We start from the raw sequence: 23,931 nt of genomic DNA on the forward strand, positions 1-23,931 counted from the left end.
AATGAGCGTTGTGGATGAGCTGCTCAGTGGGTTGGCTTTGTGATTCAGTCTTTGGCGCGCAAAGCGGTTTGTGCCCTAGCCACCAAAACTTCAAACATCAAGCCCGGGTTGTATGGGTGCTCGGAGGTGCGTGCACCTTGCATCAAGTCTTTGGACCATTGCGTGAGGGACGACACCGTGCCCGCAGCGGGTAAATCGGCAGCCATGAAAAAACGCGGTTCAGCGCCGGTGCGCACGGCCAACAGGTCGTGACACAGCTTTTGCAGCATGGCAATGGCCTGTGAGGGCGTGGCGTCAGAAACCGCGCTCACATCCCCACGCAACACGGCTTTGGGCAAAGAGGCCCAATGCGTTGCTTTCAAACCGTTGTTGGCCAAATCAAGCGCGTCTTCAGGTCGACCGCCTGCGGCGCGCAGCAAAACGGCAGCATCGGCGTTGGGCACGCCCTGCTCTTGCAGCCAAGCCATCGACTCGGCTTCGCTGGGCCACACCATGGTGTGGGTTTGGCAGCGGCTGCGAATGGTGGGCAGCAACTGGTGCGAGGCTTCGCTGGCCAACACAAAGCGGGTTTCGCCGGGCGGCTCTTCCAATGTTTTCAAAATGGTGTTGGCCGTGACGTGGTTCATACGCTCGGCGGGGTAGACAAACACCACTTTGGTGGCACCGCCCGAGCGGGTTTGCTGCGTGAAGGTGACCATTTGGCGGGCACCTTCAACACGGATTTCTTTGCTGGGTTTGCGCTTTTTGTCGTCGAGGTCTTTTTGCGTTTTTTCGTCCAGCGGCCAGTTCAGCGCCAACGCCAAGGTTTCAGGCATCAAGGTGCACAAATCGGCATGGGTACGCACGTCCACGCTGTGGCAGCTGCGGCATTGGTAACACGCGCCTTGCGGTGTGGGCTGTTCGCACAGCCAGGCGCGGGCCAGCTCTAGCCCCAAGGTGTATTGGCCCAAGCCAGAGGGCCCTTGCAACAACCACGCATGGCCGCGCCGTGCTAACAAGGTGGTGAGTTGACCTTGCAGCCACGGGCTCAACGCGGGACGCACGGCGGAAGATGCGTCGCTCATGCTGGCAACCAACCGCGTTGCACAAAATGCTGCACCAATTGCTGCCAAACGGCATCGCGCGTTTGTGCCGCGTTGAGGCGCACAAAGCGCAGCGGATCGGCCACGGAGCGTTGGGCGTAACCGTCGGAGACTTTTTGGAAGAACGCCACGGGCTGTGATTCAAAGCGATCCGGCACCCGGACCCCTGCCAAACGCTCAGCAGCAATGGCAGGGTCTAGCTCAAACCACACGGTCACGTCGGGTTGGCGCAAGCCGGTGGCAGAAGTGCTCTGGGTTCCTTCTGGAAGGGCTTGCACCCACGATTCGAGTTGGTGCAACACCGCTCCATCAAAACCACGGCCACTGCCTTGGTAGGCAAAGGTGGCGTCGGTGAAGCGGTCGCACAGCACCACATCGCCGCGCGCCAAAGCGGGTTCGATCACGTTTTGCAAGTGGTCGCGTCGGGCGGCAAAGATTAATAGCGCTTCGCACAGCGGGTCCATCGCGTCGTGCAGCACCAACGCACGTAACTTCTCGGCCAGCGGTGTACCGCCCGGCTCGCGCGTGAGCGTGACGTGCCGACCTTGGGCCTTGAATGCCGCAGCCAAACCGTCGATGTGGGTGGATTTACCCGCACCGTCGATGCCTTCGAAACTGATGAACAGGCCTGTATGTGTCATAGCCAGCTATTTTGCCTGCGAAGCATCACTGTCCAGATGCAGCGGGTGCGGCTGGTGCGGCTGATGCGCGGCGTTGGTAGCGATTGACCGCGGTGTTGTGCGCGTCCAGCGTCACGCTAAACTCACTCGTGCCGTCGCCCCGGGCCACAAAGTAAAGCGCTTTGCTGGCTGCGGGCTGCACGGCGGCCAGCAAGGCGTTGCGACCCGGCATGGCGATGGGCGTGATGGGCAGGCCTTTGCGGGTGTAGGTGTTCCATGGGTGGTCGGTGCGCAAGTCGACACGGCGCAGGTTGCCGTCGAACGACTCGCCCAAGCCATAAATCACGGTGGGGTCGGTCTGCAGCGGCATGTCGATGGCCAAACGGTTGTGAAAAACCCGGCTGATTGTGGTGCGGTCGCTTTCGCGGCCCGTTTCTTTTTCGATGATGCTGGCCAGAATCAGTGCTTCATCAATGGTCTTGATTTGAATCTCGGGTTGGCGTTGACCCCAAGCGGCTGCCAGTTTCTTGGTCATGCCCTTGGCGGCGCGTTCCATCACATGTAATTCAGATGTGCCTTTGCCGTAGGTGTAGGTGTCAGGAAAGAAACGACCTTCGGGAGCGATGCCTTGCATGCCCAACTTGGCCATGAGCTCATCATCGCTCAGGTCTTTGGCATCGTGCTTGAGCCCCTCAGATTTGGCCAAAGCGGCACGAAATTGGCGAAAAGTCCAGCCGTCAATCAGCGTCACGGCTTTGAGGCTTTCTTCACCACGGCTGAGTTTGCGCAGCACATCAAGCGGCGTGTTTCCTTGACTCAGTTCATAACTGCCCGCACGCAGCTTGCGCGACTTTCCGCTGAGGCGAAATAGGGCGTACAACAAATCGGGGGAAACCTCCGCACCGGCATCAACCACGGCTTGGGCAATGCCGCGCACAGAGGTTTGCGGCTCGATCGACAGATCAATGGTCCTACTGACCAAGGGCATGGGTCTCATGACCCAGTAAGACGTCAAAGAAATACAGGCTGCGACAGAAAAGACCACAGTCCACAAAAAACGTTTGAGCACAACCTAATTTCTTTCGTTTGGTGCACCCCATGTGTTGTGGGATCGCCCGAAAATTATATCGAGCGATGCTCACGTCAAGCTCAATCTACAGCAAGACTCACCGCCGCCCCAAGGGCAAGAGCACCGACAGGCAGCACCCAGCTGCCGGCTTCTGGTGTTTGTTTTTCTGTCAATGCATTCAAACTTTGCATAGGATGCTTCAGTCGTGCATCAATGATGCGAACTTGGCCAAACTCGGATTTGAGAGCTTTCGTCATTTGGAGCAGTGAGTATTGAGCAACTCGTGTCACCACCGACTCTCCACGCTGTTTGATAACTTCTACGACCTCACTCAAATTAGAGTCTGTCCATTCAGCATTGAATTTTTTCAATGCCTTTTGGTTTAACCATTTGCTGGCGTGCCTTGTGAGGCGGGGTGGGCAGCCGACCAGCACCCAATTCGCTGAGCTCGCATCCTCCAGCAAAGGCAAGACTTGGTTCATGGCATGCGCTTTATCGTTGGCAAAAATCACAAAAGTTTCCATGTCGATCTCCTAAAAAATGCAAGTGGTTAAATTGTTTCAAGTCTTGAGGGTGTGTCAGTTTTGCTGTGGCGCTTTGTATTCGCCCAACTCAGCCCGACGATGGTGCTCACAAAGACAATATGTACAGACCAATAAAAGAGATCATGGTTCCATGCGTTGTCTTCAAAGAAATCAAGAATTAAGCTTTCCTTGACGACCATTTGTGCAGCGGTAAATGCCAAAACGGCCCCTCCCATCGGAATGATCAATGGCCAGCGCTCCACCATCTTCAGCACGACCTGACTTCCAAAAACGACAATCGGAATACTGACCATCAGGCCAATGGCCACTAATTCAAAAGAGCCATTTGAAGCGCCAGCCACGCCCAAAACGTTGTCAACCCCCATCAGCGCATCCGCAACGACAATGGTTTTCATGGCACCCCAAAATGTCATCGCCCCCACATCCTCGTGATGTTCATCTTGATCTTCGGCAATGAGTTTGTAGGCAATCCAAATCAAGCCTAGCCCGCCTAAGAGCATCAAGCCTGGTATTTTTAAAAGCCAAACCACGGCAAACGTCATCAAAGAGCGAATCACAATCGCCCCGACGGTGCCCCAAATGATGGCTTTTTTCTGTAATGGAGGCGGGAGTTTTCTTGCGGCTAGCGCAATCACAATGGCGTTGTCGCCCGCTAATACCAAGTCGATCAAAATGATGGCGAGCAAAGCCCACCACCATGGCGCTGTAAACAAGTCCATAGCAAAACCTTAAAAAAAATCGATCAAAGCTCTTCATGGTGAAGAGCCAAAGATCGAAGGTCTTGCTTTGCTTGTATTTAATCAGTTATGTGCCCAACCCGCCGGAAGCCTAGACTTCGTAATGACGACTGGTTGATCGATACGTGCGGCAAACGCCAAAATCTGAACACGTAACGATTGAGCTACTCCCCATCGATGTTTGAAGTTTATTGTGAAAAGTGAAACATCGCAATTTCCTTATGACATCTGAGGCATTGAGTCGGGATAATGCGCCCATGATTTCAGAAAATTCACAGCTTGTTTTGCAAGGCATCGCCCCTGTGCCACACCTTGGCATCGTTCGCGCCTTTGGCGCCGATGCTGCCAACTTTTTACACAACCAACTCACCAACGACGTGTTGTTGATGAAAGAAGGCGAATGCCGCTTGGCCGCCTTTTGCAACGCCAAGGGTCGTATGCAAGCCAGCTTTGTGGTTTACAAGCGCAGCCCTGAAGAGGTGTTCTTGATCTGCCGTCGCGACTTGATCGCCCAGACCATCAAGCGCTTGTCCATGTTTGTGATGCGCGCCAAAGCGACATTGAACGATGCCACCGATGAATTTCAGCTGCTCGGTTTGGCAGGGGACGCAGTAACCCAATCCCTAAGTGGTTCGGCTTCTGCTGGGTTGCTTGACGTCGCCCCATGGCAACGCCACGCTGTGGGACTTGCGGATGTATTGACCCTCTACCCCGCTTTTGGGCAATCACGCGCTTTGTGGCTTGCACCCAAGGACACTGCAGCCCCTGCTGGATCAGCACTCAGCGCTGATGCGTGGCAAGTCGGTGAAGTCATGAGCGGTATTGCGTGGGTCGAGCAAGCCACGTTCGAAGCGTTTGTGCCGCAAATGCTCAACTACGAATCAGTGGACGGCGTGAACTTCAAAAAAGGCTGCTACCCCGGCCAAGAAATCGTGGCGCGCAGCCAGTTCCGAGGCACCTTGAAGCGCCGCGCCTTCATCGTGCAAAGCACGGTGCCGATGGCGGCGGGCCAAGAGGTGTTTTCAAGTTTGGACGCCGCCCAGCCTTGCGGCCTGATTGGGCAAGCCGCGCAAGATGGCGCAGTTTGCGTGGCAATTGCAGAGCTTCAGCTGTCAGCCACTGAAAACAGCAGCTTGCATTTAGCGGCCAGTGACGGTGCCGTTTTGCAATTGCTGCCGCTGCCCTATGCGCTGCGGGACGATATTTGACGACTCAGGTCAGCCCCATGCGCATTTCAATGTGCGCAATGCCCACTTCATCGAACGGTTCGCCATGGCTAACAAATCCTTGGCGCGCATAAAACCCTTGCGCACTGCGTTGGGCGTGTAGGCGTATTTCACGGTCGCCACGGGCGCGGGCTTGTTGCACCAGCGCTTGCATCAGTTGTTGGCCCAAGCCTGACCCTCGCATCAACCGTGTGACGGCCATGCGCCCAATTTGCGCCACGCCAGGTTCGGGCTGCAGTAGGCGCGCTGTGCCCAAAGGTACGCCGTAACCATTGCACACCACCGCATGCACAGCGGTGGCATCGGCTTCGTCCCATTCGTCTTGCGCGGCTATGCCCTGCTCTTGCACAAACACCTCGGTGCGTACCGCACTCGCGTTGGGTTGCAGCGCTTGCCAGTCGCCGACTTGGCATTGCGTGACAGGTTCGCCGGCCTCAAAGCCCAAAAAGATGTCGCGCAAACTGGGTGGCACTGGCAGCGAAGTTTGCGTCGCGGGGTTGGCGTAAACGTAGATCAACTCCCCTGTGATGAGCAACTGATCGCCACAAAAAATAGCGCCCACAAATTGGATGGACGAGTTACCAATGCGTTGGCATTTCAGCCCCACATCGAGCTGGTCGTCGTAACGCGCGGAGGCGTGGTACTCGACGCTGGCCTTTTTGACGTACAAATCGCCGCCCAAGGCGTGCATGGTTTGTTCATACGGCAATGCCAAAGCGCGCCAATAGTCGGCCATGGCCGTGTCGAAGTACATCAAGTAATGGCCGTTGAACACAATTTTTTGCATGTCCACTTCGGCCCAACGCACGCGCAGGCGGTGGAACAGTCGAAAGTCTTGGCGGGTCACTTGGGTTTTCTCAGTGGGGGTGGCTGTGGGTTTCGGTGGCATGGGCGCAATTTACCAGACGACTCCACAGTCAGTTTTAAGCCAAGGTGTATTGCTTCGCCAGTTTCAAAAAGCCTTGAACATCGGGGTCCATGCCGGTTTCAGACTGCAAGATATCAGCCACGGCAGGCGCGATTTGGGCGGCGAGTTTGGCGTCTAAGAACAACAGACGCGAGCGACGCGCCAGCACATCTTCCACGCGCAGCGCGTATTCATACCGTGCCGCAAATCGCACCATGGCTTCGCTCAAACTAGGCGTGAGCCAATTTTGTGCGCCCGCAAGACGGCTGAGTATTTCCTCCTCGCTGCCGTAAGAATGGGGTCCTTCGGGCTCGCAAATCGACAAAGTTGCGGTGACGTCAGCGCCAACAAGTGGCAGGTGTTCGGTCATGGTGTCATGGCGTGGCGTTATCAACGCACTCTCGAAACACTTCTGCATCACATCTTCGGCCATGGCGCGGTAGGTGGTCCATTTGCCACCGGTGACCGTAACCAAGCCTGAGCGGCTGACCAAGACCGTGTGTTCACGACTCAGCGCTTTGGTGTTGTCGCCCTCGTTTTGCGGCGGTTTGACCAGCGGGCGCAAACCCACCCAAATGCTTTTCACATCGCTGCGTTGCGGCGCGTGCTTCAGGTAACGGGCTGACTCGCTCAAGATGAAGTCAATTTCTTCTTCAAAGGCCAAAGGCTCTTTGGCCAAATCGTCACGCGGTGTGTCGGTGGTGCCCAAAATTACTTTGCCCAGCCAGGGTACGGCAAACAGCACGCGGCCATCGGCGGTTTTAGGAATCATCAAGCCCGCGTTGCCGGGCAAAAACTTTTTGTCCACCACGATGTGCACGCCTTGGCTGGGCGCCACCATCGCTTCTGTGTTGCCGTCTTGTTCACGCAAGGCGTCCACCCACACGCCCGTGGCATTCACCACACAGTGCGCTTGAATCTCATGAGTTTGGCCTGTGAGCGTGTCTTCGCCATGCAGGCCAGAAATTTTGCCGTTGGTGTAGCGCAGGCGCGAGGCCTGCATGTAGTTGATCAACAACGAGCCTTCCAGCGCGGCACTGCGCGCCAAGGCCACGGCCAATTTGGCGTCGTTGAATTGACCATCCCAATATTTCACGCCACCGCGCAAGCCCTTAACTTGCACCGATGGCAAACACGTCACCGTTTCTTGACGTGACAAAAATTCGGTAGACCCCAAGCCAGATTTACCGGCCAAGGCGTCGTACATCTTCAAGCCTAGTCCGTAAAAAGGCTTTTCCCACCACGCATAAGACGGCATCACAAAAGGCAAGGGTTGGGCAATGTGGGGGGCGTTGTGCAACAAGGTGCTGCGTTCGTGCAGGGCTTCACGCACCAAGGCAATGTTGCCTTGCGCCAAATAACGCACGCCGCCATGGACCAACTTGGTCGAACGCGACGAAGTTCCTTTGGCAAAGTCATCCGACTCCACCAACACCACGCTGTAGCCGCGCGAGGCGGCGTCTAAAGCCAGACCTAAACCCGTAGCACCACCGCCAACAATGGCCAAGTCGTAGACGGTATTGGGGTCTAGCTGGGCAATGAGGTCTTCGCGGCGCGTCGGCAACGGCTGTGCGTGAGTCGGCATAAAAACGAGCGCTCCAGAAGTCTGCAATCGGGGGAGTTAACAAGGCCGTGTGAATGTGCATTCACACGGCCACGGGGCTTAACGGACCTTGCCGTTCTTCCAAGCGTTCAACAACGAGTCGTACGCAATAGTTTCGCCTTTTGGCTTTTCATTTGCCAATTTTTTCCAAGGTGCGTTCTTGTCGCTGAGCCACTTGCTAGGGTCAGATTTGGCATTGAGCTTGGGTGGGCACACGGCCATGCCTGAGCGCTCCAAACGTGCCATCACGTCGTCCATTTCGTTGGCCAAGTTGTCCATCGCGGCTTGTGGTGTTTTCTCGCCCGTCACAGCCACGGCCACGTTTTTCCACCACAGCTGAGCCAACTTGGGGTAGTCAGGCACGTTGGTGCCGGTAGGCGTCCAAGCCACGCGTGCGGGGCTGCGGTAGAACTCCACCAAACCACCCAACTTAGGCGCCATGTCGGTCATGGCTTTGGATTGAATGTCGGATTCACGAATCGGCGTCAAGCCCACGATGGTCTTTTTCAAGGATGTGGTTTTGGCCGTCACGAACTGGGCATAGAGCCAAGCGGCAGCGGTTTTGCTTTCGTCATGGCCTTTGAAGAAGGTCCACGAGCCCACGTCTTGGTAGCCGTTTTGCATGCCTTGCTTCCAGTACGGGCCGTTGGGCCCTGGGGCCATGCGCCACTTCGGTGTGCCGTCGGCATTCACCACGGGCAAACCGGGTTTGATCATGTCGGCCGTGAAGGCGGTGTACCAGAAGATTTGCTGCGCAATTTGACCTTGCGCAGGCACGGGACCCGCTTCGCCGAAGGTCATGCCAATGGCTTCCTTGGGCGCGTATTGCTTCATCCAGTCCACGTACTTGGTGAGGGCGTACACGGCAGCGGGCGAGTTGGTGGCACCACCGCGTGCGACCGATGCGCCTTGAGGTGTACAGCCGTCGGCCGAAGCGCGAATGCCCCACTCGTCCACGGGCTTGCCGTTGGGAATACCAATGTCGGCAGAGCCCGCCATCGACAACCACGCGTCGGTGAAACGCCAACCCAGCGAGGGGTCTTTCTTGCCGTAATCCATGTGACCGTAAATCGCTTTGCCGTCGATGTTTTTCACATCGTTGCTGAAGAACGCGGCGATGTCTTCGTAGGCGCTCCAGTTGAGTGGCACGCCCAACTCGTAGCCGTACTTGGCTTTGAATTTGGCTTTCAATTCAGGCTTGGCAAACAAGTCGGCACGGAACCAATACAAGTTGGCAAACTGCTGGTCGGGCAACTGGTACAGCTTGCCGTCTGGGGCGGTGGTGAAGCTGGTACCGATGAAATCTTTGATGTCGATGCCGGGGTTGGTCCACTCTTTGCCATTGCCGCTCATGTAGTCGGTCAAGTTCATGACTTTGCCGTAGCGGTAGTGGGTGCCGATCAAATCGGAGTCGGTGATCCAACCGTCGTAAATTGACTTGCCCGATTGCATGGAGGTTTGCAGCTTCTCCACCACATCGCCCTCGCCGATCAAGTCGTGCTTGACCTTGATGCCCGTGATCTCTTCAAAGGCCTTGGCCAAGGTTTTGGATTCGTACTCGTGGGTCGCGATGGTTTCGGAGACCACCGAGATTTCCTTCACGCCTTTGGCTTGAAGTTTCTTGGCCGCATCGATGAACCATTTCATCTCGGCGGCTTGCTGGGTTTTACTCAAAGTCGAGGGCTGAAACTCGCTGTCAATCCACTTCTTGGCCGCGGCTTCATCCGCCCAGCCTTGAGATGAGAGTGAGCAGGCAACGGCCACTGCAACGACGCTGTAACGCAACTTCATATGTATCTCCTCATTTTTGATACCCCTGTGTGAAAGGCACTTCCGGCTCCAGGGGAAAACAAGCCGCCCTTTTCTAGAAAACGTGTGTCAGCCCTTGCGCATGACCCAAAGCAAAACGAGCATCGAGGCCACAAAGCTGAACCAAATCGACGGGTCCCCGTCTAAGCCCAAGGCTTGGCCTAGCCAGCCGCTGATGCCAACGAACGCTAAATTCACATAAGCCGCCGACAACAAACCGATGAACAAGCGGTCGCCGCGGGTGGTTGGCATGGGTAAAAAACCTTTGCGCATCACCGTGGGCGATTTGATTTCCCACACGGTCATGCCCGCGATCATCAACACGATGCAGCCAAAAAATACGGCCACGGGGGTGGTCCAAGCCATCCATTCAAACATTGCAGTTCTCCTCTTGCGGCCGCGTCATACGCGCCCCATCGCAAAGCCTTTGGCGATGTAGTTACGAACAAACCAAATCACGATGGCGCCGGGCACGATGGTCAGCACCCCCGCTGCGGCCAGCGTGGCCCAATCCATGCCCGAGGCCGAGACGGTGCGCGTCATGGTGGCGGCAATGGGTTTGGCATTCACGCTGGTCAAGGTGCGGGCCAAGAGCAACTCCACCCAACTGAACATGAAGCAAAAGAAGGCCGCCACGCCCACACCGGCTTTGATCAAAGGCAAAAAGATCTGCACAAAAAACCGAGGAAACGAGTAGCCGTCGATGTAGGCCGTCTCGTCGATCTCGCGGGGAATGCCGCTCATGAAGCCTTCCAAAATCCACACCGCCAGCGGCACGTTGAACAGCAAATGCACCAGCGCCACGGCCAGGTGCGTGTCCATCAAACCGACCGAGCTGTAGAGCTGAAAGAACGGCAGCAAAAACACGGCGGGTGGCGTCATCCGGTTGGTCAACAGCCAAAAGAACACATGCTTGTCGCCTAAAAAGCTGTAGCGCGAAAATGCATAAGCAGCAGGCAAAGCGACAGTGAGCGACATCACGGTGTTCATCGCCACATAAATGAGGCTATTGATGTAGCCCGAGTACCAAGCTGGATCGGTCAGGATGGTTTCGTAGTTGGCCCACGTGAAATGCTCCGGGAACAAGGTGAAGACCGCCAAGATTTCGTTGTTCGTTTTGAAAGACATGTTGACCATCCAATAAATGGGCAACAAGGCAAACACAAGGTAGAAGCACAGAAAAATCGTGCGTTTTTGAAACTTTTGCTTAGGCATGACCGCCCTCCTTGGGCTCTGTACCGACTTGCTGCATCCAGTTGTACAAAACAAAACAGAACAACAAAATGATCAAGAAATAAATCAACGAGAACGCCGCAGCAGGCCCTAAGTCAAACTGCCCTACGGCTTTTTGCGTCAAGAACTGCGACAAGAACGTGGTCGAGTTGCCGGGGCCGCCGCCGGTCAGCACAAAAGGCTCGGTGTAAATCATGAAGCTGTCCATGAAGCGCAACAGAACCGCAATCACCAACACGCCGCGCATCTTGGGCAGTTGCACAAAACGGAACACATCGAACTTGCTGGCCCCGTCAATGCTGGCGGCTTGGTAATACGCATCGGGTATGGAGCGCAAACCGGCGTAGCCCAACAAGGCAACCAAAGGCGTCCAGTGCCACACATCCATCAACAACACCGTGAGCCATGCGTGGGTGGCATTGCCGGTGTAGTTGTAGGCCAGTCCTAAGCCCTGCAAGGCCGCGCCCATCAAGCCAATGTCTGTGCGCCCAAAAATTTGCCAAATGGTGCCCACCACGTTCCACGGAATCAGCAAGGACAGCGAGACGATGACCAGCACCGCCGACGATTTCCAACCCGTGGCGGGCATGGACAAGGCCAACAAAATGCCCAGCGGCAGCTCGACCGCCAGCACGGAGAACGAGTAAATGAGTTGGCGCAACAAAGCGCCGTGCAACTCTTCGTCGCGCATGATGGCGGCAAACCATTCGGTCCCCACAAACACACGGCGGTCGGTGGAGATGATGTCTTGCACCGAGTAGTTGACCACCACCATCAACGGCAAGATGGCCGAAAACGCGACGCACAACAACACGGGCAAGATCAAAAACCAGGCTTTCTGGTTGACCGGTTTGGTGGTCGTACTCATGCCACGATCTCCTCATTTTTGTAGAAGCAGGTGTGTTCGCCCAAGACCTGCAACCAAACGGTGCCGCCCGCAGTCAATGACACGGAATCGGTGCCCAAACGTGCTTTAACCACCTGTCCGTCGACCTGCGCTGTGACGATGAAATGCGTGCCCACGTCTTGCACTTGCGACACCACCATGGGCAAGGCGCCTGGTGTTTGCGCAGCAACCAAGGCCACATATTCGGGGCGAATGCCCAGCTTGATCTCGCCCAAGGGCAAGGTCAAATTGGCGGGCACAGGCAACATTTGCGTGCCTAGATGCAAACCGCCCGGCACCACACTCGCCTTCAAGAAGTTCATGCCCGGTGAGCCAATGAAGTTGCCGACAAAGGTGTGACTGGGGCGTTCAAACAAATCGGCGGGTGAACCCACTTGTACGGCGCGACCGCGGGTCATCACCACGACTTGATCAGCAAAGGTCAGCGCTTCGACTTGGTCGTGCGTGACGTAAATCAGGGTGAGCTTGAGTTCGTGGTGAATTTGCTTGAGCTTGCGACGCAGCTGCCATTTCAAATGAGGGTCAATCACGGTAAGAGGCTCATCGAACAGCACCGCAGACACATCGGGCCGCACCAAACCGCGCCCGAGCGAGATCTTCTGCTTGGCATCGGCCGACAAACCGGCAGCGCGTTGGTTGAGCTGGCCACTCATCTCCAGCATTTCGGCAATTTGGCCCACGCGTTGGTCCATTTTGTCTTGGGGCCATTGACGATTGCGCAACGGAAACGCCAAGTTTTCGGCCACCGTCATGGTGTCGTAAATCACAGGAAATTGAAACACTTGCGCAATGTTGCGGGCCTGTGGAGAGGCTTGCGTCACATCGCGGCCATCAAACAACACGGTACCCTGGGACGGTGTGAGCAAACCCGACATGACGTTGAGCATGGTGGTTTTGCCGCAACCGGATGGACCGAGCAAGGCATAGGCGCCGCCATCATCAAAGGTCATTTTCAAGGGCAGCAAAGCGTAGTCGCTGTCTTGTTGCGGGTTGGCTTTGTAGGCGTGAGCCAAATCGAGGTCAATGCGTGCCATGTCAATGACCTCCCGCACGCACGGGGGCAAGCAACAAAAGCCCTTGCGCGTCAAACACATACAGATGCACCGGATTCACAAACACTTGAATCTGCGCGCCCAAATCAAAGTAATGCACGCCGGTGAGCTGTGCCACCACGTTACCCACCGAGGTGGCCACATGCACAAAGGTGTCTGAGCCCGAAATTTCGGCCAACTCCACACGACCACCCAAGGCGATGTCGCCGTCCAGCCCGTGCACACGCACGGCACTGGCACGCATGCCCACCGTCAAAGCGGTGGACGCGGTGGCTGGCAAGTTCAGGGCGAGCACGCTGCCGTCGGCCAACTGCGCGCCTGCGGCTTGGCGGGTGGCGGCCATCAAATTCATGGGTGGGTCGCTGAAAGCGCGCGCCACTCGCAAAGATTTGGGGTAGTGAAACACCTCGGCGGTGGGGCCGTATTGCAACAGTTCACCCGCATCCATCACGGCGGTGTAGCCGCCCAAGAGCAGCGCTTCGCCGGGTTCGGTGGTGGCGTAAATTACGGTGGAGTCGCCGCTGGCAAACAAAGCGCCCAGTTCTTCGCGCAACTCTTCGCGCAGCTTGTAATCGAGGTTGACCAAGGGCTCGTCCAGAAGCATCAAGGGCGCACCTTTGGCCAAAGCACGGGCCAAGGCCACGCGTTGCTGTTGACCGCCCGACAGCTCGGTGGGGTAACGGTCCAAAAACATCTCAATGTGGAGTTTTTCGGCCAAGGCTTGTACGCGTTGGGCCACGTTTTTGTCGCCGCGCAACTTCATGGGCGAGCCAATGTTGTCGCGCACTTTCATCGATGGGTAGTTGATGAACTGCTGGTACACCATGGCCACGTTGCGCTCTCGCACGGGCACGCCCACCACGTCCTGACCATCGACCAGCACGCGGCCAGAACTGGGCACATCCAAACCCGCCATGATGCGCATGAGGCTTGTTTTGCCGGCTTGCGTGGCACCCAGAAGCACGGTCACGTTGGCGCTGCGAGGAGCGAGGCTCATGTCGTAAAGCCAGGTTTGTGGTCCGACTTTTTTACTGACAGCTTCGAGAGACAACTGCATCGCAGCACCTTTACCTATTAAGTTCGTAGTCGATGACGTTCATCGCTTTGATAGGCTTCATTATTGTTCGTGTATTTTCTTTTACTCTCGGTATTTACCCTTTGGATGTTCGTTTTAATTCGTTTTAAAGTCGTCAATCTTCGTTTCTGCATGGAAAATGGGGCCTTATGAATTCCAATCCACGACAAATTACCTTGCTCAAAGTTGTGCAAGAGCTTGGCTCTGTGACGGTGGAACAACTGGCTGAAAAGCTGGGAGTCACCTTGCAAACGGTGCGTCGCGATGTGCAGCGCATGGCCGAAACTGGGCAATTGACACGCTTTCACGGCGGTGTTCGGGTGCCCAGCTCGACCACCGAAAACATTGGCCACCAGCAGCGCGTCAACCTCAACTCCGATGCCAAAACGCGCATTGCCCGCAGCGTAGCGGCAGCCGTGCCCAACGATTGCTCGTTGATCTTGAACATCGGCACCACCACCGAAGCCATTGCGCGTGCGCTCTTGCGACACAGCGGCTTGCGCGTGATCACCAACAACTTGAACGTGGCCAGCATCTTGAGCGCCAACCCCAACAGCGAAGTCATCGTGGTGGGCGGCGTGGTGCGTGGGCGTGACCAAGGCATCGTGGGCGAAGCGGCAGTGGACTTCATCCGTCAGTTCAAAGTGGACATTGCCTTGATTGGCATTTCCGGCATCGAAGCCGATGGCTCACTGCGTGATTACGATTATCGCGAAGTCAAGGTGTCACAAACCATCCTGACGCATGCGCGTGAGGTGTGGCTGGCCGCCGACCAGAGCAAGTTCAACCGCCCGGCCATGGTCGAGGTGGGCACCATCGCGCAAATCGACCGTTTGTTCACCGATGCGCCCCCGCCCGCCCCTTTTGCAGCCCTGTTGGCTGAGGCGCAAGTCCAGCTGCACATCGCCCAATGATCTGCCCTTGCCTTATCCTTCGTTTGCCCTGCTTTTGATCTGACCCAGAACGCTGACAACACACCATGACCTACATACTCGCCCTCGACCAAGGCACCTCCAGCTCGCGCAGCATTGTGTTCACGCCCCAAGGCCAAATCGTGGCCATGGCGCAGCAAGAGATCACGCAGATCTATCCCCAACCGGGCTGGGTCGAGCACGACCCCATGCAGATTTGGCAAACCCAACTCGCCACGGCACAAGAGGCACTGGCCAAGGCCGGTATCAGCGCGCGCGAGGTGGCGGCACTGGGCATCACCAACCAGCGCGAAACCAGTGTGTTGTGGCACAAAACCACCGGTCAGCCCATTTACAACGCCATCGTGTGGCAAGACCGGCGCGCCGAACCGGCCTGCGTGGCCTTGCGTGAACAAGGCTTGACCGACACCATCCAAGCCAAAACGGGGCTGCTGGTCGACGCCTACTTTTCGGGCACCAAACTGCAATGGATCTTGGACAACGTGCCCAACGCCCGCGCCCAAGCCGAGCGCGGTGAGCTGCTGTTTGGCACGGTGGACAGTTGGCTGATGTGGCAACTCAGTGGCGGCGCTGTGCACGTAACCGATGTGAGCAATGCCTCGCGCACCATGCTCTTCAACATTCACACCAACCAATGGGACGCAGAGCTGCTGGCGGCATTGCGCATTCCTGAATGCATGATGCCCAAGGTGCAGGCATCGAGTTCGATGTTTGGCCAAGTGCGGCCTGAGCTGTTGGGCCACGCCATTCCGATGGGCGGCGTTGCTGGCGATCAGCAAAGTGCCTTGTTTGGCCAAGCGTGTTTCAGTGCGGGCATGGTCAAAAACACCTACGGCACGGGCTGCTTCATGCTCATGCACACGGGCGATGTGGCCATGCGTTCGCAAAACGGCTTGATCACCACCAGTGCCGCACAAGCCACGGCGCAACCGCAATTTGCCATGGAAGGCAGCGTGTTTGTGGGTGGTGCGGTGGTGCAGTGGCTGCGCGATGGCTTGGGCGCTATTCGACACAGCAGCGAAGTGCAGGCCTTAGCCGAAAGCGTGCCCGATTCGGGTGGCGTGATGGTGGTGCCCGCCTTCACGGGCCTGGGCGTGCCGTATTGGAAACCCGACGCCCGCGGCACCATCACGGGCCTGACACGCGGCAGCACGGTGGCGCACATTGCGCGTGCAGCGCTAGAGAGCATTGCATTTCAAAGCGCAGCGTTGCTGCACGCCATGGGCCGAGATCTGGCGTTAGCCGGTGTGGCTCAAGTGAAAGAACTGCGCGTCGATGGCGGCGCGTGCGTGAACGACTTGCTCATGCAGTTTCAGGCCGATTTGCTGGGCATTGATGTGGTGCGCCCTGACGTGGTGGAAACCACGGCCTTGGGCGCGGCGTATTTGGCGGGCTTGTCGACCGGCATTTACGCCAGTACCGATGAGTTGAGCGCGCAGTGGCGCGTGGAGCGACGCTTTACCCCGCAACGCTTGCCCGACTATGCTGTTGAGCAAATGGCGCTGTGGGAGCATGCGGTGCGTAAAACGGTTCTTTGAAAGAATCTTTTAACGGTGCGCTAACTCTGGCGCTCTAAAGACCGTTTATAAAAATTTGGAAGGGTTAGGCAAATGCTTGGCGCAACGCGCGGGCCGCATCGGCATGCGCCACCAAGGCTTCAGGAATGACGCGCCCCATTTGGATGAAACTGTGCACCACGCCTTTGTAAATCTCTAAATCAACAGGCACACCGCAGAGCCGCAGGTGGTCGACATAGGCCACGCCTTCGTCCACCAGCGGGTCGCATTCGGCCAAGCCCAACCAAGCCGGCGCGACGCCAGCAACATCGGCCAGCAAGGGCGAAAAGCGTGGGTCGTGGCGGTCGGCCAAGTTCGGGACGTAATGGTTATAGAAGTACTCAATGCTAGCTTTCTCCAGCAAAAATCCCTTCTCAAACGTGTGCGCCGAGGGCATGTACTCGGGCGAGCAGCCGGGGTAGAACATGAGTTGCAGCTTCAGCGCAATGCCCGCATCGCGTGCGGCAATCGCGGTGGCGGTGGTTAACGTGCCACCTGCGCTGTCGCCGCCAATCGCCATGCGGGTGACGTCCAGGCCCAAGCCCGTGGCGTTGGCCGCGAGCCATTGCAGGGCATCAAACGCGTCGTTGTGGGCGGTGGGAAACGTGTGTTCGGGGGCGAGTCGGTAGTCCAGCGACACCACCGCGCACTGCGCCAAATGCGCCAAGTGCTTGCACAGCGCCTCATGCGTTTCGGGACTACCCACGGTAAAGCCGCCGCCATGAAAGTACAGCAGCACGGGCAAGTTCGGTGCTGCGTGCTCGGCCCACAGTTTGGCGCGCAACACAGCGCCATCGCGGACCGGAATCTGAAGCGTGTCGTCGCGCGCCATCTTGTGGGCATTCACCTCCAACACGCCTGCCCCTAAGGCGTAACCCTGCTTGGCTTGCGCGGCGCTGAGCATGGCGATGGGGGGACGACCGGCTTTGGCGATGGCGTTCAGCACATCGCGCATCGCGGGGGTCAACAGGATTTGTGGGTTACGTGGGTGACTCATACAGATTTGCTTTTTGTGAGGGGGCTTTTATAGTGTGCCATGGCTCAAATTCTTTACCTCACCAACATCCAGATTGACTTTGGCGTGCTCAGCACTTTAGGTGCCGAATGCGAAAAAGCGAATATCAAACGTCCACTCATCGTAACGGACCAAGGCGTCAAAGCCGTGGGCATTTTGCAAAAAGCGCTAGACGCTTTGCTCGGCTTGCCTGTCGCCGTGTTTGACCAAACCCCGTCCAACCCGACCGAAGCGGCGGTGCGCGCGGCCGTTGCGGTGTATCACGCGAACCAGTGCGACGGCTTGATCGCGGTGGGCGGCGGCTCGTCGATCGACTGCGCCAAGGGCGTGGCGATTGCCGCCACGCACGAAGGCCCCCTCAAAACCTACGCCACCATCGAAGGTGGCTCGCTCAAAATCACACCTGCCGTGTCGCCCTTGATTGCCGTGCCCACCACGGCAGGCACGGGCAGCGAGGTGGCACGCGGTGCCATCGTCATCGTGGACGATGGGCGCAAGCTGGGTTTTCACTCGTGGCACTTGGTGCCCAAAGCTGCGTTGCTCGACCCCGAACTCACCCTCGGCCTGCCCCCTGCCCTGACCGCGGCCACCGGCATGGATGCCATCGCACACTGCATGGAAACCTTCATGGCCGCCCCATTCAACCCACCTGCCGACGGCATTGCGCTAGACGGCCTCACGCGTGGCTGGGCGCACATCGAACGCGCCACCAACGACGGCCAAGACCGCGATGCACGTCTGAACATGATGAGCGCGTCCATGCAAGGCGCGATGGCATTTCAAAAAGGCTTGGGCTGCGTGCACTCGCTCAGCCACAGCTTGGGCGGCGTGAACCCACGTTTGCACCACGGCACCTTAAACGCCATGTTCTTGCCCGCGGTGATTCGCTTTAACGCGGCAGCGGAGTCGGTGCAACGTGATCGACGCATGCAACGCATGGCCTATGCGATGGGCTTGGGCGCTATCGGTGGCAATGAGGCCACAGCCGCTGCGGCCACTCAAGCCGCCGAAGCCGTGGCGCAAGCCATCACCGCCATGAACGCCCGTTTGAACTTGCCCAAAGGTTTGGCCGAGATGGGCGTCACGCCCGATTGCTTTGACAAAGTCATCGCGGGCGCCATGGCCGACCATTGTCATAAAACCAACCCGCGTTTGGCGACGGAGCAGGAATACCGCGAGATGCTGAACGCGGCCATGTAAGGCCGCCCTCTTCTCTTATTAGCTCTTTTCGTGGGCGGGACTTTGGCTGTGGCTGTGGTCAGGCATCTTGGCACCCACATGAATCTCACCTCGCGCCTCGGCCAACTCTACTTGGCGTTGACGCTCTGCCATCTGCGCCTTTTGCTCAGGCGTGCGTTGGTCGTGGCAGTGTTCGCAACTCACCCCCAGCACGTAATGCGGCGATAGCTTGTCTTGCTCGCTGAGCGGCCAGCGGCATGAACGACATAGCTCATGGTGGCCCACACCCAAACCATGGCTGACACTTACGCGTTCGTCGAACACGAAGCAGTCGCCTTCCCAAGTGCTTTCCTCCGGCGGGATTTCTTCCAGGTACTTGAGAATGCCGCCTTCGAGGTGATACACCTCGTCAAACCCGCGCATTTTCATCAGCGCAGTCGACTTTTCGCAGCGAATGCCGCCGGTGCAAAACATGGCCACTTTGGTCTTTTTGGCAGCCTCACCTTGCAGGTTTTCTTGGGCGTCCAGCCAAGCGGGCAATTGCACAAAGGTTTTGATATTTGGGTTGATCGCGCCTTTGAACGTGCCAATCGCCACTTCGTAGTCGTTGCGGGTGTCGATCACCACCACGTCGGGGTCGGCCAGCAGCGCGTTCCAGTCTTGGGGTTTGACGTACTGACCCACGGTTTTGTTGGGGTCTAACTCGGGCACACGCAGCGTGACGATCTCTTTTTTCAGCCGCACCTTCATGCGGGTGAACGGCGGCTTGGGGCTCCACGACTCTTTGTGCTGCAAGCTCGACATGCGTGGATCGGCACGCAAAAACGCCAGCACAGCGCGAATGCCCGCCTCTGGCCCGGCAATGGTGCCGTTGATGCCCTCATGTGCCAAAAGCAGCGTGCCTTTGACGTCGTTGTCTTCGCAAAAAGCCTGCAAAGGGGCCTGCATTTCGACGAAGTCGGGCAGCGCGACGAATTTATAGAGGGCGGCGGTGAGGAAAGGCGCGGTAGAAGACATCCCCGAATTATCCATGCCCGTTTAGACACACCGGCAGGCTTTTGCAGGTCTTGCGCTCATCTGGTTGATTTGCACCGCAACGCGGCTTCAAACGCGCTGCGCCCCCAAAGTCGAGCTTGGTCACGTTCATCCAGGATGACTTCGGGCGCAGACCAATAAGACAGCTTCACAGGCTTGCCGCGCTGCATATAGGTAAACGGTTCAGAGCCCGCTGCTTCAAACTGAGCCACGTTGTGTGAATCTGTCTTCAGATACAAACGCCCTGCGGCGTAGAGCCCAAACATCAAGCCATCGTGGTAAATGCCCCAACCGCCAAACATCCGGCGGGCGCGGATGGGGCCGAATGCGTCAAAGACTTCGTGCAGGTAGTCGATGGATTCGTTCATGGGCCGCTTTCGCTTCAGAGCCTATGCACTGCCGCCATGTCTGGCTTGGCTGACCAATCCGCAAATTCCTGTGCCATCTGCTCACTCGCATGGACAGCATCGCTCCAAACCTTCACTCGCCCCTCAAAGTCAGAGGCATACGTCACAAAGTCACTCCGGTCCGGCAGCTTGCCATTGGGCAAGGTTTTGACCCACTCGGGGTTGGGGGCCAAGACGATGGTGTTGTCTAAAAACGGGGTGGACTTGTGCCGCCACTTCAGGGCTTTGTCCAGCCAGCCGGGTACCACCGCTTTTTGAAAGTGTGGGTAAAGCACCAGAGGGCTTTTGGCCAAGCCGTTGTAGTTGAGGTGCAGGTGGTAGTCGGTGATCCCGCCATCCCAATACGCGCCCGTGGGCGCATCGGGAATGTCGTGCACGGCTTGCAGCACAAACGGGATGGAGCAGCTGGCTTGCAGCGCGGCCATGAAGTTGCGCTCGTTCAGCGCCATGTGTTGAGTGGCAAAGTCTGACGTATCAAACGGCAGCTCGCCACGGCTTGAAAACACCACACGCTCTAACCACGCACCCATGGCTTTGCGTTGCACGGCATTGCACAGATACGCACCGGCGTAGCCCAAAGGCGTCAGCAGCGGGTGCTCGCGGTTCAAGATATGTTTGCCACGCGAGGTCACCACATGCAGGCGATAGCGCGGGTTGTTTAGCACTTCGCCAATGCGCCCGCCATAAAAAGCGTTCAAGCTTTTACCAAACTCGTCGCTTATTTGCTTGGCGCTGGGACGCTTTTGGCCTTCGGGTACTTTGTAGTCTTGGTGGATGTAGTCGTGCGACAGGCGGTCGAAGCCTTGGACGGGGTTATCCAAACACGCCGTAGCCATGCGCCATGCACCGATGGATGCGCCTACGAGGTCGATGGGCTGCGTGCTTTGCGGCAACCACTCGCCAAACAAAAAACGGTCCAGTTGCCCGAGGATCAAACCCTTGGGACCTCCCGCTGCAGCGGGAATGACGCCAATGTGTTCTGGCTTCAAGCCATTGGCTTCAATGTGAGCCAGGGCTTTGGGGCCAGCGTAGATGTGGAGGGCTTTCAACGCGGGGCCTTTTGTTTACTTCTTCAAACCCTGCAACTTAGCAAACGCACTCGCCATAACCGAGCCCGCTGCCACCGGCGCCGAGCTGTAGTTGCCGCCACCCCGCTGGCGGTTATCCCGTCCTGCATGCTCAAAGCGGTTATCGCGTGGGCCATCCTTGCGCGCAGGCGCAGCGTCCAACTTCATGGTCAAGCTGATGCGTTTGCGGGCCACGTCCACTTCCAGCACTTTGACCTTGATGATGTCACCGGTCTTCACCACTTCGCGGGCGTCGGTGATGAACTTGTTGCTGAGTTGGCTGACGTGAATCAAGCCGTCTTGGTGCACACCCAAATCGACAAACGCGCCAAAGGCGGCCACGTTGCTGACCGTGCCTTCCAGCACCATGTCGACCTTCAGGTCTTTGATGTCTTCCACGCCGTCTTGCAGCTTTGCCACTTTGAAGTCGGGGCGTGGGTCGCGGCCTGGCTTTTCGAGTTCGCTCAAGATGTCTTTGACGGTGATCACACCCACGGTGTCGTTGGCAAACAGCTCGGGCTTCAAGGTTTTGAGCATGTCTGCACGGCCCATCAGTTCAGCCACGGGCTTGCCGGTTTGCGCCATGATGCGCTCCACCACGGGGTAGGTTTCAGGGTGAACCGCGGTCATATCCAGTGGGTTGTCGCCATCGCGAATGCGCAAGAAGCCTGCGCTTTGCTCAAACGTTTTTGCACCTAGGCCCGTGACCTTGAGCAACTGCTGGCGGTTGGCAAACGCGCCATTGGCTTCGCGCCAACGCACCACGGCTTTGGCGGTGGTGGTGCTCAAGCCCGACACACGGGTGAGCAACGGCACGCTGGCGGTATTCAGGTCTACACCCACTTTGTTCACGCAGTCTTCCACCACGGCTTCCAGTGTGCGGGCGAGTTCGCTTTGGTTCACATCGTGTTGGTACTGGCCCACGCCGATGGATTTGGGGTCGATCTTTACCAACTCAGCCAAGGGGTCTTGCAAGCGGCGCGCAATGCTGGCTGCGCCGCGCAGGCTCACGTCTACGTCGGGCATTTCGTTGCTGGCGTATTCACTGGCGCTGTACACCGACGCGCCGGCTTCGCTGACCACCACTTTGTCGATGACCTTTGACGCGTCATGTTTGGCCATGAGCTTGATCAGCTCGCCTGCCAGTTTGTCGGTCTCGCGGCTGGCTGTGCCGTTGCCAATGGCAATCAGGTTCACGCCGTGTTTCTCGGCCAGCTTGGCCAAGGTGTAGAGCGAGCCGTCCCAATCTTTACGGGGCTCGTGTGGGTAGACGGTGGACGTTTCCACCAACTTGCCCGTGGCATCGACCACTGCCACTTTCACGCCAGTGCGGATGCCTGGGTCTAGACCCATCACCACGCGTGGGCCAGCGGGGGCTGCCAGCAGCAAGTCGCGCAGGTTGTCGGCAAACACTTTGATGGCCACCTTCTCAGCTTCTTCGCGCAGACGCGTGAACAAGTCGCGCTCGGTGGAGAGGCTGAGCTTCACACGCCATGTCCATGCCACGCATTTGCGAATCAGGTCGTCCCCTGCTCTGTTGGAATGGCTCCATCCAAGGTGCAAAGCAATCTTGCCTTCCGCCAAGCTGGGTTTGCCGGGTTCCGGCTTGGCATTGACACTCGCCTCCGGCTCGGGCAGCACCAATTTAGCGTCGAGCATTTCCAGCGCACGGCCACGGAACACGGCCAAGGCGCGATGCGATGGCACGCGGCCAATGGGTTCGTCGTACTCAAAGTAGTCACGAAACTTCGCCACGTCGGGGTTGTTTTCGTCTTTGCCCGTGGAGAGCTTGCTGCGGAACAAACCTTCGGTCCACAGCCATTCGCGCAAGCCTTGCACCAACAAAGCGTCTTCGGCCCAGCGCTCGCTCAGCAAGTCGCGCACGCCGTCAAGCACCGCGGCCACGGTTGTGAAGTCGGCACCTTCAATCTTGCCTGCGGGCACCAAGAAAGCTTCTGCTTCCACATTGGGGTTGAGCGTGGGGTCGGCAAACAGCTTGTCGGCCAGTGGCTCCAAGCCTGCCTCTTTGGCAATCATGCCCTTGGTACGGCGCTTGGGCTTGAAGGGCAAGTAAATGTCCTCAAGCTCTTGCTTGGTGGGCGCTGCTTCGAGGGCGGCCAGTAGTTCGGGGGTGAGCTTGCCCTGCTCTTGAATGCTTTTAATCACCGCAGCGCGGCGGTCGGTCAGCTCGCGCAGGTAGCTCAGGCGGGCTTCGAGTTCGCGCAATTGAATGTCGTCCAAACCACCGGTGACTTCTTTGCGGTAACGCGCAATGAACGGGACGGTGGCACCGCCATCCAACAACTCAACCGCAGCGCGGACTTGCTCGGGGCGGATTTTGATTTCAGCGGCCAACTGGGCCATGATTTTCTGCATGTTTTCTAGTTCTATCTTGGCAAAGCGTGCAAGTTTGCCATACCGCAAATGTATCTACGCCTAAAAATACGAAACGATCCAATCTCTAAAATTTGAGTACTTAGAGGTACTTGATGAAGCTTAAAACAAATAATCGCGAGGCCTTTGCAGCAGTGTTGGCCGTATTGTTGTTTTTATCAGGATGCACACAAATCCCGTCTAGCGAATATGCCAAATTCAAGCCGCTGGATGAAAAAAAGCGAATCATGAATCGGGTCAAACTCACTTGGGAGTTCAGAAACGATGCCGAGTCTTACTGCCAGCGCGTTCAGCAAGATTACCAACGCGATGCAGCCATGACCGTTGCGGCTTGTTCGATCTGGTCGCGCAGCACCAACGAATGCACCATCGTCACAGGCCCCAACCCCGACCATGTGGTGCTGGGCCACGAAGTTCGCCACTGCTTCGAAGGCCACTTTCACTGAAGCGCAGGCCCGCTACGTGCAAGGCCTGCCCACCC

Annotated in this window: 23 protein-coding genes; 5 read left to right on the forward strand and 18 right to left on the reverse strand. The window is 57.4% G+C overall.

The window, feature by feature from the left end:
* Window positions 1-44: 44 nt before the first annotated feature.
* The 5 genes from B9Z42_RS09210 to B9Z42_RS09230 form a co-directional block, all read right to left on the reverse strand.
* The gene (locus B9Z42_RS09210; protein WP_100133088.1) at window positions 45-1,064 is read right to left on the reverse strand and encodes a DNA polymerase III subunit delta'; all 1,020 of its coding nucleotides are present in this window, start codon (window positions 1,062-1,064) and stop codon (window positions 45-47) included.
* Complete coding sequence (gene tmk / locus B9Z42_RS09215; RefSeq protein ID WP_100133089.1) at window positions 1,061-1,723, reverse strand: dTMP kinase; 663 nt, start codon at window positions 1,721-1,723, stop codon at window positions 1,061-1,063. The genes B9Z42_RS09210 and tmk overlap by 4 nt, the downstream gene beginning before the upstream one ends.
* 25 nt (window positions 1,724-1,748) lie before the next feature.
* On the reverse strand, window positions 1,749-2,771 hold the full coding sequence (mltG, locus tag B9Z42_RS09220) for an endolytic transglycosylase MltG (protein ID WP_100133090.1): 1,023 nt from the start codon (window positions 2,769-2,771) through the stop codon (window positions 1,749-1,751).
* Between the two features lie 80 nt (window positions 2,772-2,851).
* Window positions 2,852-3,295 (reverse strand): hypothetical protein, encoded by a 444-nt coding sequence (locus B9Z42_RS09225; protein ID WP_100133091.1) that lies wholly within the window; start codon window positions 3,293-3,295, stop codon window positions 2,852-2,854.
* A 26-nt stretch (window positions 3,296-3,321) separates the two neighbouring features.
* Window positions 3,322-4,035, reverse strand: coding sequence for a TerC family protein (locus B9Z42_RS09230; protein WP_100133092.1), 714 nt, complete (start codon window positions 4,033-4,035; stop codon window positions 3,322-3,324).
* A 275-nt stretch (window positions 4,036-4,310) separates the two neighbouring features.
* Between B9Z42_RS09230 and B9Z42_RS09235 the strand changes: the two genes are divergently transcribed.
* Window positions 4,311-5,261, forward strand: coding sequence for a folate-binding protein YgfZ (locus B9Z42_RS09235; RefSeq protein WP_100133093.1), 951 nt, complete (start codon window positions 4,311-4,313; stop codon window positions 5,259-5,261).
* 4 nt (window positions 5,262-5,265) lie between these two features.
* Here B9Z42_RS09235 and B9Z42_RS09240 read toward each other — a convergent pair whose 3' ends face one another.
* The 8 genes from B9Z42_RS09240 to B9Z42_RS09275 form a co-directional block, all read right to left on the reverse strand.
* Window positions 5,266-6,168 (reverse strand): YbgC/FadM family acyl-CoA thioesterase, encoded by a 903-nt coding sequence (locus tag B9Z42_RS09240; RefSeq protein ID WP_233203587.1) that lies wholly within the window; start codon window positions 6,166-6,168, stop codon window positions 5,266-5,268.
* Between the two features lie 34 nt (window positions 6,169-6,202).
* Window positions 6,203-7,771, reverse strand: coding sequence for a glycerol-3-phosphate dehydrogenase/oxidase (locus B9Z42_RS09245; RefSeq protein WP_100133094.1), 1,569 nt, complete (start codon window positions 7,769-7,771; stop codon window positions 6,203-6,205).
* A gap of 78 nt (window positions 7,772-7,849) precedes the next feature.
* The gene (locus B9Z42_RS09250; RefSeq protein WP_100133095.1) at window positions 7,850-9,580 is read right to left on the reverse strand and encodes an ABC transporter substrate-binding protein; all 1,731 of its coding nucleotides are present in this window, start codon (window positions 9,578-9,580) and stop codon (window positions 7,850-7,852) included.
* Window positions 9,581-9,667: 87 nt separating this feature from the next.
* Complete coding sequence (locus B9Z42_RS09255) at window positions 9,668-9,976, reverse strand: DUF2160 domain-containing protein (RefSeq protein WP_100133096.1); 309 nt, start codon at window positions 9,974-9,976, stop codon at window positions 9,668-9,670.
* 24 nt (window positions 9,977-10,000) lie between these two features.
* Window positions 10,001-10,813: a carbohydrate ABC transporter permease gene (locus tag B9Z42_RS09260; RefSeq protein WP_100133097.1), complete on the reverse strand. Its 813-nt coding sequence runs from the start codon at window positions 10,811-10,813 to the stop codon at window positions 10,001-10,003.
* Window positions 10,806-11,699, reverse strand: a complete 894-nt coding sequence (locus B9Z42_RS09265) for a carbohydrate ABC transporter permease (RefSeq protein ID WP_100133098.1) — start codon at window positions 11,697-11,699, stop codon at window positions 10,806-10,808. Before B9Z42_RS09265 ends, B9Z42_RS09260 begins: the two co-directional genes overlap by 8 nt.
* The gene (locus B9Z42_RS09270; protein ID WP_100133099.1) at window positions 11,696-12,772 is read right to left on the reverse strand and encodes an ABC transporter ATP-binding protein; all 1,077 of its coding nucleotides are present in this window, start codon (window positions 12,770-12,772) and stop codon (window positions 11,696-11,698) included. The genes B9Z42_RS09265 and B9Z42_RS09270 overlap by 4 nt, the downstream gene beginning before the upstream one ends.
* Window position 12,773: 1 nt before the next feature.
* A complete protein-coding gene (locus tag B9Z42_RS09275; RefSeq protein WP_100133100.1) occupies window positions 12,774-13,847 on the reverse strand; it encodes an ABC transporter ATP-binding protein in 1,074 nt (357 codons plus the stop codon).
* A gap of 167 nt (window positions 13,848-14,014) precedes the next feature.
* On the opposite strand from B9Z42_RS09275, the gene B9Z42_RS09280 reads away from it, so the two are divergent.
* Both B9Z42_RS09280 and glpK read left to right on the forward strand, forming a co-directional pair.
* Window positions 14,015-14,779 carry a DeoR/GlpR family DNA-binding transcription regulator gene (locus tag B9Z42_RS09280; RefSeq protein ID WP_100133101.1) on the forward strand — a complete coding sequence of 255 codons (765 nt, stop codon included), beginning with the start codon at window positions 14,015-14,017 and terminating at the stop codon, window positions 14,777-14,779.
* Window positions 14,780-14,844: 65 nt separating this feature from the next.
* Window positions 14,845-16,335: a glycerol kinase GlpK gene (gene glpK, locus B9Z42_RS09285; RefSeq protein WP_100133102.1), complete on the forward strand. Its 1,491-nt coding sequence runs from the start codon at window positions 14,845-14,847 to the stop codon at window positions 16,333-16,335.
* A 64-nt stretch (window positions 16,336-16,399) separates the two neighbouring features.
* Here glpK and B9Z42_RS09290 read toward each other — a convergent pair whose 3' ends face one another.
* Entirely contained in the window at window positions 16,400-17,350 is a 951-nt protein-coding gene (locus B9Z42_RS09290) for an alpha/beta hydrolase (RefSeq protein ID WP_100133103.1), read from the reverse strand.
* Between the two features lie 39 nt (window positions 17,351-17,389).
* Between B9Z42_RS09290 and B9Z42_RS09295 the strand changes: the two genes are divergently transcribed.
* Complete coding sequence (locus B9Z42_RS09295) at window positions 17,390-18,568, forward strand: iron-containing alcohol dehydrogenase (RefSeq protein ID WP_100133104.1); 1,179 nt, start codon at window positions 17,390-17,392, stop codon at window positions 18,566-18,568.
* Window positions 18,569-18,586: 18 nt separating this feature from the next.
* On the opposite strand, the gene B9Z42_RS09300 is transcribed toward B9Z42_RS09295, so the two are convergent.
* From B9Z42_RS09300 to B9Z42_RS09315, 4 genes are read right to left on the reverse strand one after another with little or no spacing between them, the layout of a single operon-like run.
* The gene (locus B9Z42_RS09300; protein ID WP_100133105.1) at window positions 18,587-19,564 is read right to left on the reverse strand and encodes a rhodanese-related sulfurtransferase; all 978 of its coding nucleotides are present in this window, start codon (window positions 19,562-19,564) and stop codon (window positions 18,587-18,589) included.
* A 56-nt stretch (window positions 19,565-19,620) separates the two neighbouring features.
* The gene (locus B9Z42_RS09305; protein ID WP_100133106.1) at window positions 19,621-19,950 is read right to left on the reverse strand and encodes a TfoX/Sxy family protein; all 330 of its coding nucleotides are present in this window, start codon (window positions 19,948-19,950) and stop codon (window positions 19,621-19,623) included.
* Window positions 19,951-19,964: 14 nt separating this feature from the next.
* Window positions 19,965-21,038: a phospholipase gene (locus B9Z42_RS09310; RefSeq protein WP_100133107.1), complete on the reverse strand. Its 1,074-nt coding sequence runs from the start codon at window positions 21,036-21,038 to the stop codon at window positions 19,965-19,967.
* 15 nt (window positions 21,039-21,053) lie between these two features.
* A complete protein-coding gene (locus tag B9Z42_RS09315) occupies window positions 21,054-23,432 on the reverse strand; it encodes a Tex family protein (protein ID WP_100133281.1) in 2,379 nt (792 codons plus the stop codon).
* Window positions 23,433-23,677: 245 nt separating this feature from the next.
* Here B9Z42_RS09315 and B9Z42_RS16440 point away from each other — a divergent pair, with 245 nt between their 5' ends.
* Window positions 23,678-23,896, forward strand: a complete 219-nt coding sequence (locus tag B9Z42_RS16440; RefSeq protein ID WP_143474067.1) for a hypothetical protein — start codon at window positions 23,678-23,680, stop codon at window positions 23,894-23,896.
* The last annotated feature ends 35 nt before the right edge of the window (window positions 23,897-23,931 follow it).

The sequence above is a fragment of the Limnohabitans sp. B9-3 genome (genome assembly GCF_002778325.1).
Classification (GTDB): Bacteria; Pseudomonadota; Gammaproteobacteria; order Burkholderiales; family Burkholderiaceae_C; genus Limnohabitans; species Limnohabitans kasalickyi.

Bases quoted from the DNA above. Each gene is read 5' to 3' on its own strand.
- glpK (WP_100133102.1), top strand. From the start codon at position 14,845: ATGACCTACATACTCGCCCTCGACCAAGGCACCTCCAGCTCGCGCAGC.
- B9Z42_RS09300 (WP_100133105.1), bottom strand. From the start codon at position 19,564: ATGTCTTCTACCGCGCCTTTCCTCACCGCCGCCCTCTATAAATTCGTC.
- B9Z42_RS16440 (WP_143474067.1), top strand. From the start codon at position 23,678: ATGAATCGGGTCAAACTCACTTGGGAGTTCAGAAACGATGCCGAGTCT.
- B9Z42_RS09210 (WP_100133088.1), bottom strand. From the start codon at position 1,064: ATGAGCGACGCATCTTCCGCCGTGCGTCCCGCGTTGAGCCCGTGGCTG.
- B9Z42_RS09305 (WP_100133106.1), bottom strand. From the start codon at position 19,950: ATGAACGAATCCATCGACTACCTGCACGAAGTCTTTGACGCATTCGGC.
- B9Z42_RS09280 (WP_100133101.1), top strand. From the start codon at position 14,015: ATGAATTCCAATCCACGACAAATTACCTTGCTCAAAGTTGTGCAAGAG.
- B9Z42_RS09290 (WP_100133103.1), bottom strand. From the start codon at position 17,350: ATGAGTCACCCACGTAACCCACAAATCCTGTTGACCCCCGCGATGCGC.
- tmk (WP_100133089.1), bottom strand. From the start codon at position 1,723: ATGACACATACAGGCCTGTTCATCAGTTTCGAAGGCATCGACGGTGCG.
- B9Z42_RS09275 (WP_100133100.1), bottom strand. From the start codon at position 13,847: ATGCAGTTGTCTCTCGAAGCTGTCAGTAAAAAAGTCGGACCACAAACC.
- B9Z42_RS09270 (WP_100133099.1), bottom strand. From the start codon at position 12,772: ATGGCACGCATTGACCTCGATTTGGCTCACGCCTACAAAGCCAACCCG.
- B9Z42_RS09295 (WP_100133104.1), top strand. From the start codon at position 17,390: ATGGCTCAAATTCTTTACCTCACCAACATCCAGATTGACTTTGGCGTG.
- B9Z42_RS09225 (WP_100133091.1), bottom strand. From the start codon at position 3,295: ATGGAAACTTTTGTGATTTTTGCCAACGATAAAGCGCATGCCATGAAC.
- B9Z42_RS09235 (WP_100133093.1), top strand. From the start codon at position 4,311: ATGATTTCAGAAAATTCACAGCTTGTTTTGCAAGGCATCGCCCCTGTG.
- B9Z42_RS09255 (WP_100133096.1), bottom strand. From the start codon at position 9,976: ATGTTTGAATGGATGGCTTGGACCACCCCCGTGGCCGTATTTTTTGGC.
- B9Z42_RS09260 (WP_100133097.1), bottom strand. From the start codon at position 10,813: ATGCCTAAGCAAAAGTTTCAAAAACGCACGATTTTTCTGTGCTTCTAC.
- B9Z42_RS09245 (WP_100133094.1), bottom strand. From the start codon at position 7,771: ATGCCGACTCACGCACAGCCGTTGCCGACGCGCCGCGAAGACCTCATT.
- B9Z42_RS09240 (WP_233203587.1), bottom strand. From the start codon at position 6,168: ATGCCACCGAAACCCACAGCCACCCCCACTGAGAAAACCCAAGTGACC.
- B9Z42_RS09250 (WP_100133095.1), bottom strand. From the start codon at position 9,580: ATGAAGTTGCGTTACAGCGTCGTTGCAGTGGCCGTTGCCTGCTCACTC.
- B9Z42_RS09315 (WP_100133281.1), bottom strand. From the start codon at position 23,432: ATGCAGAAAATCATGGCCCAGTTGGCCGCTGAAATCAAAATCCGCCCC.
- B9Z42_RS09230 (WP_100133092.1), bottom strand. From the start codon at position 4,035: ATGGACTTGTTTACAGCGCCATGGTGGTGGGCTTTGCTCGCCATCATT.
- B9Z42_RS09265 (WP_100133098.1), bottom strand. From the start codon at position 11,699: ATGAGTACGACCACCAAACCGGTCAACCAGAAAGCCTGGTTTTTGATC.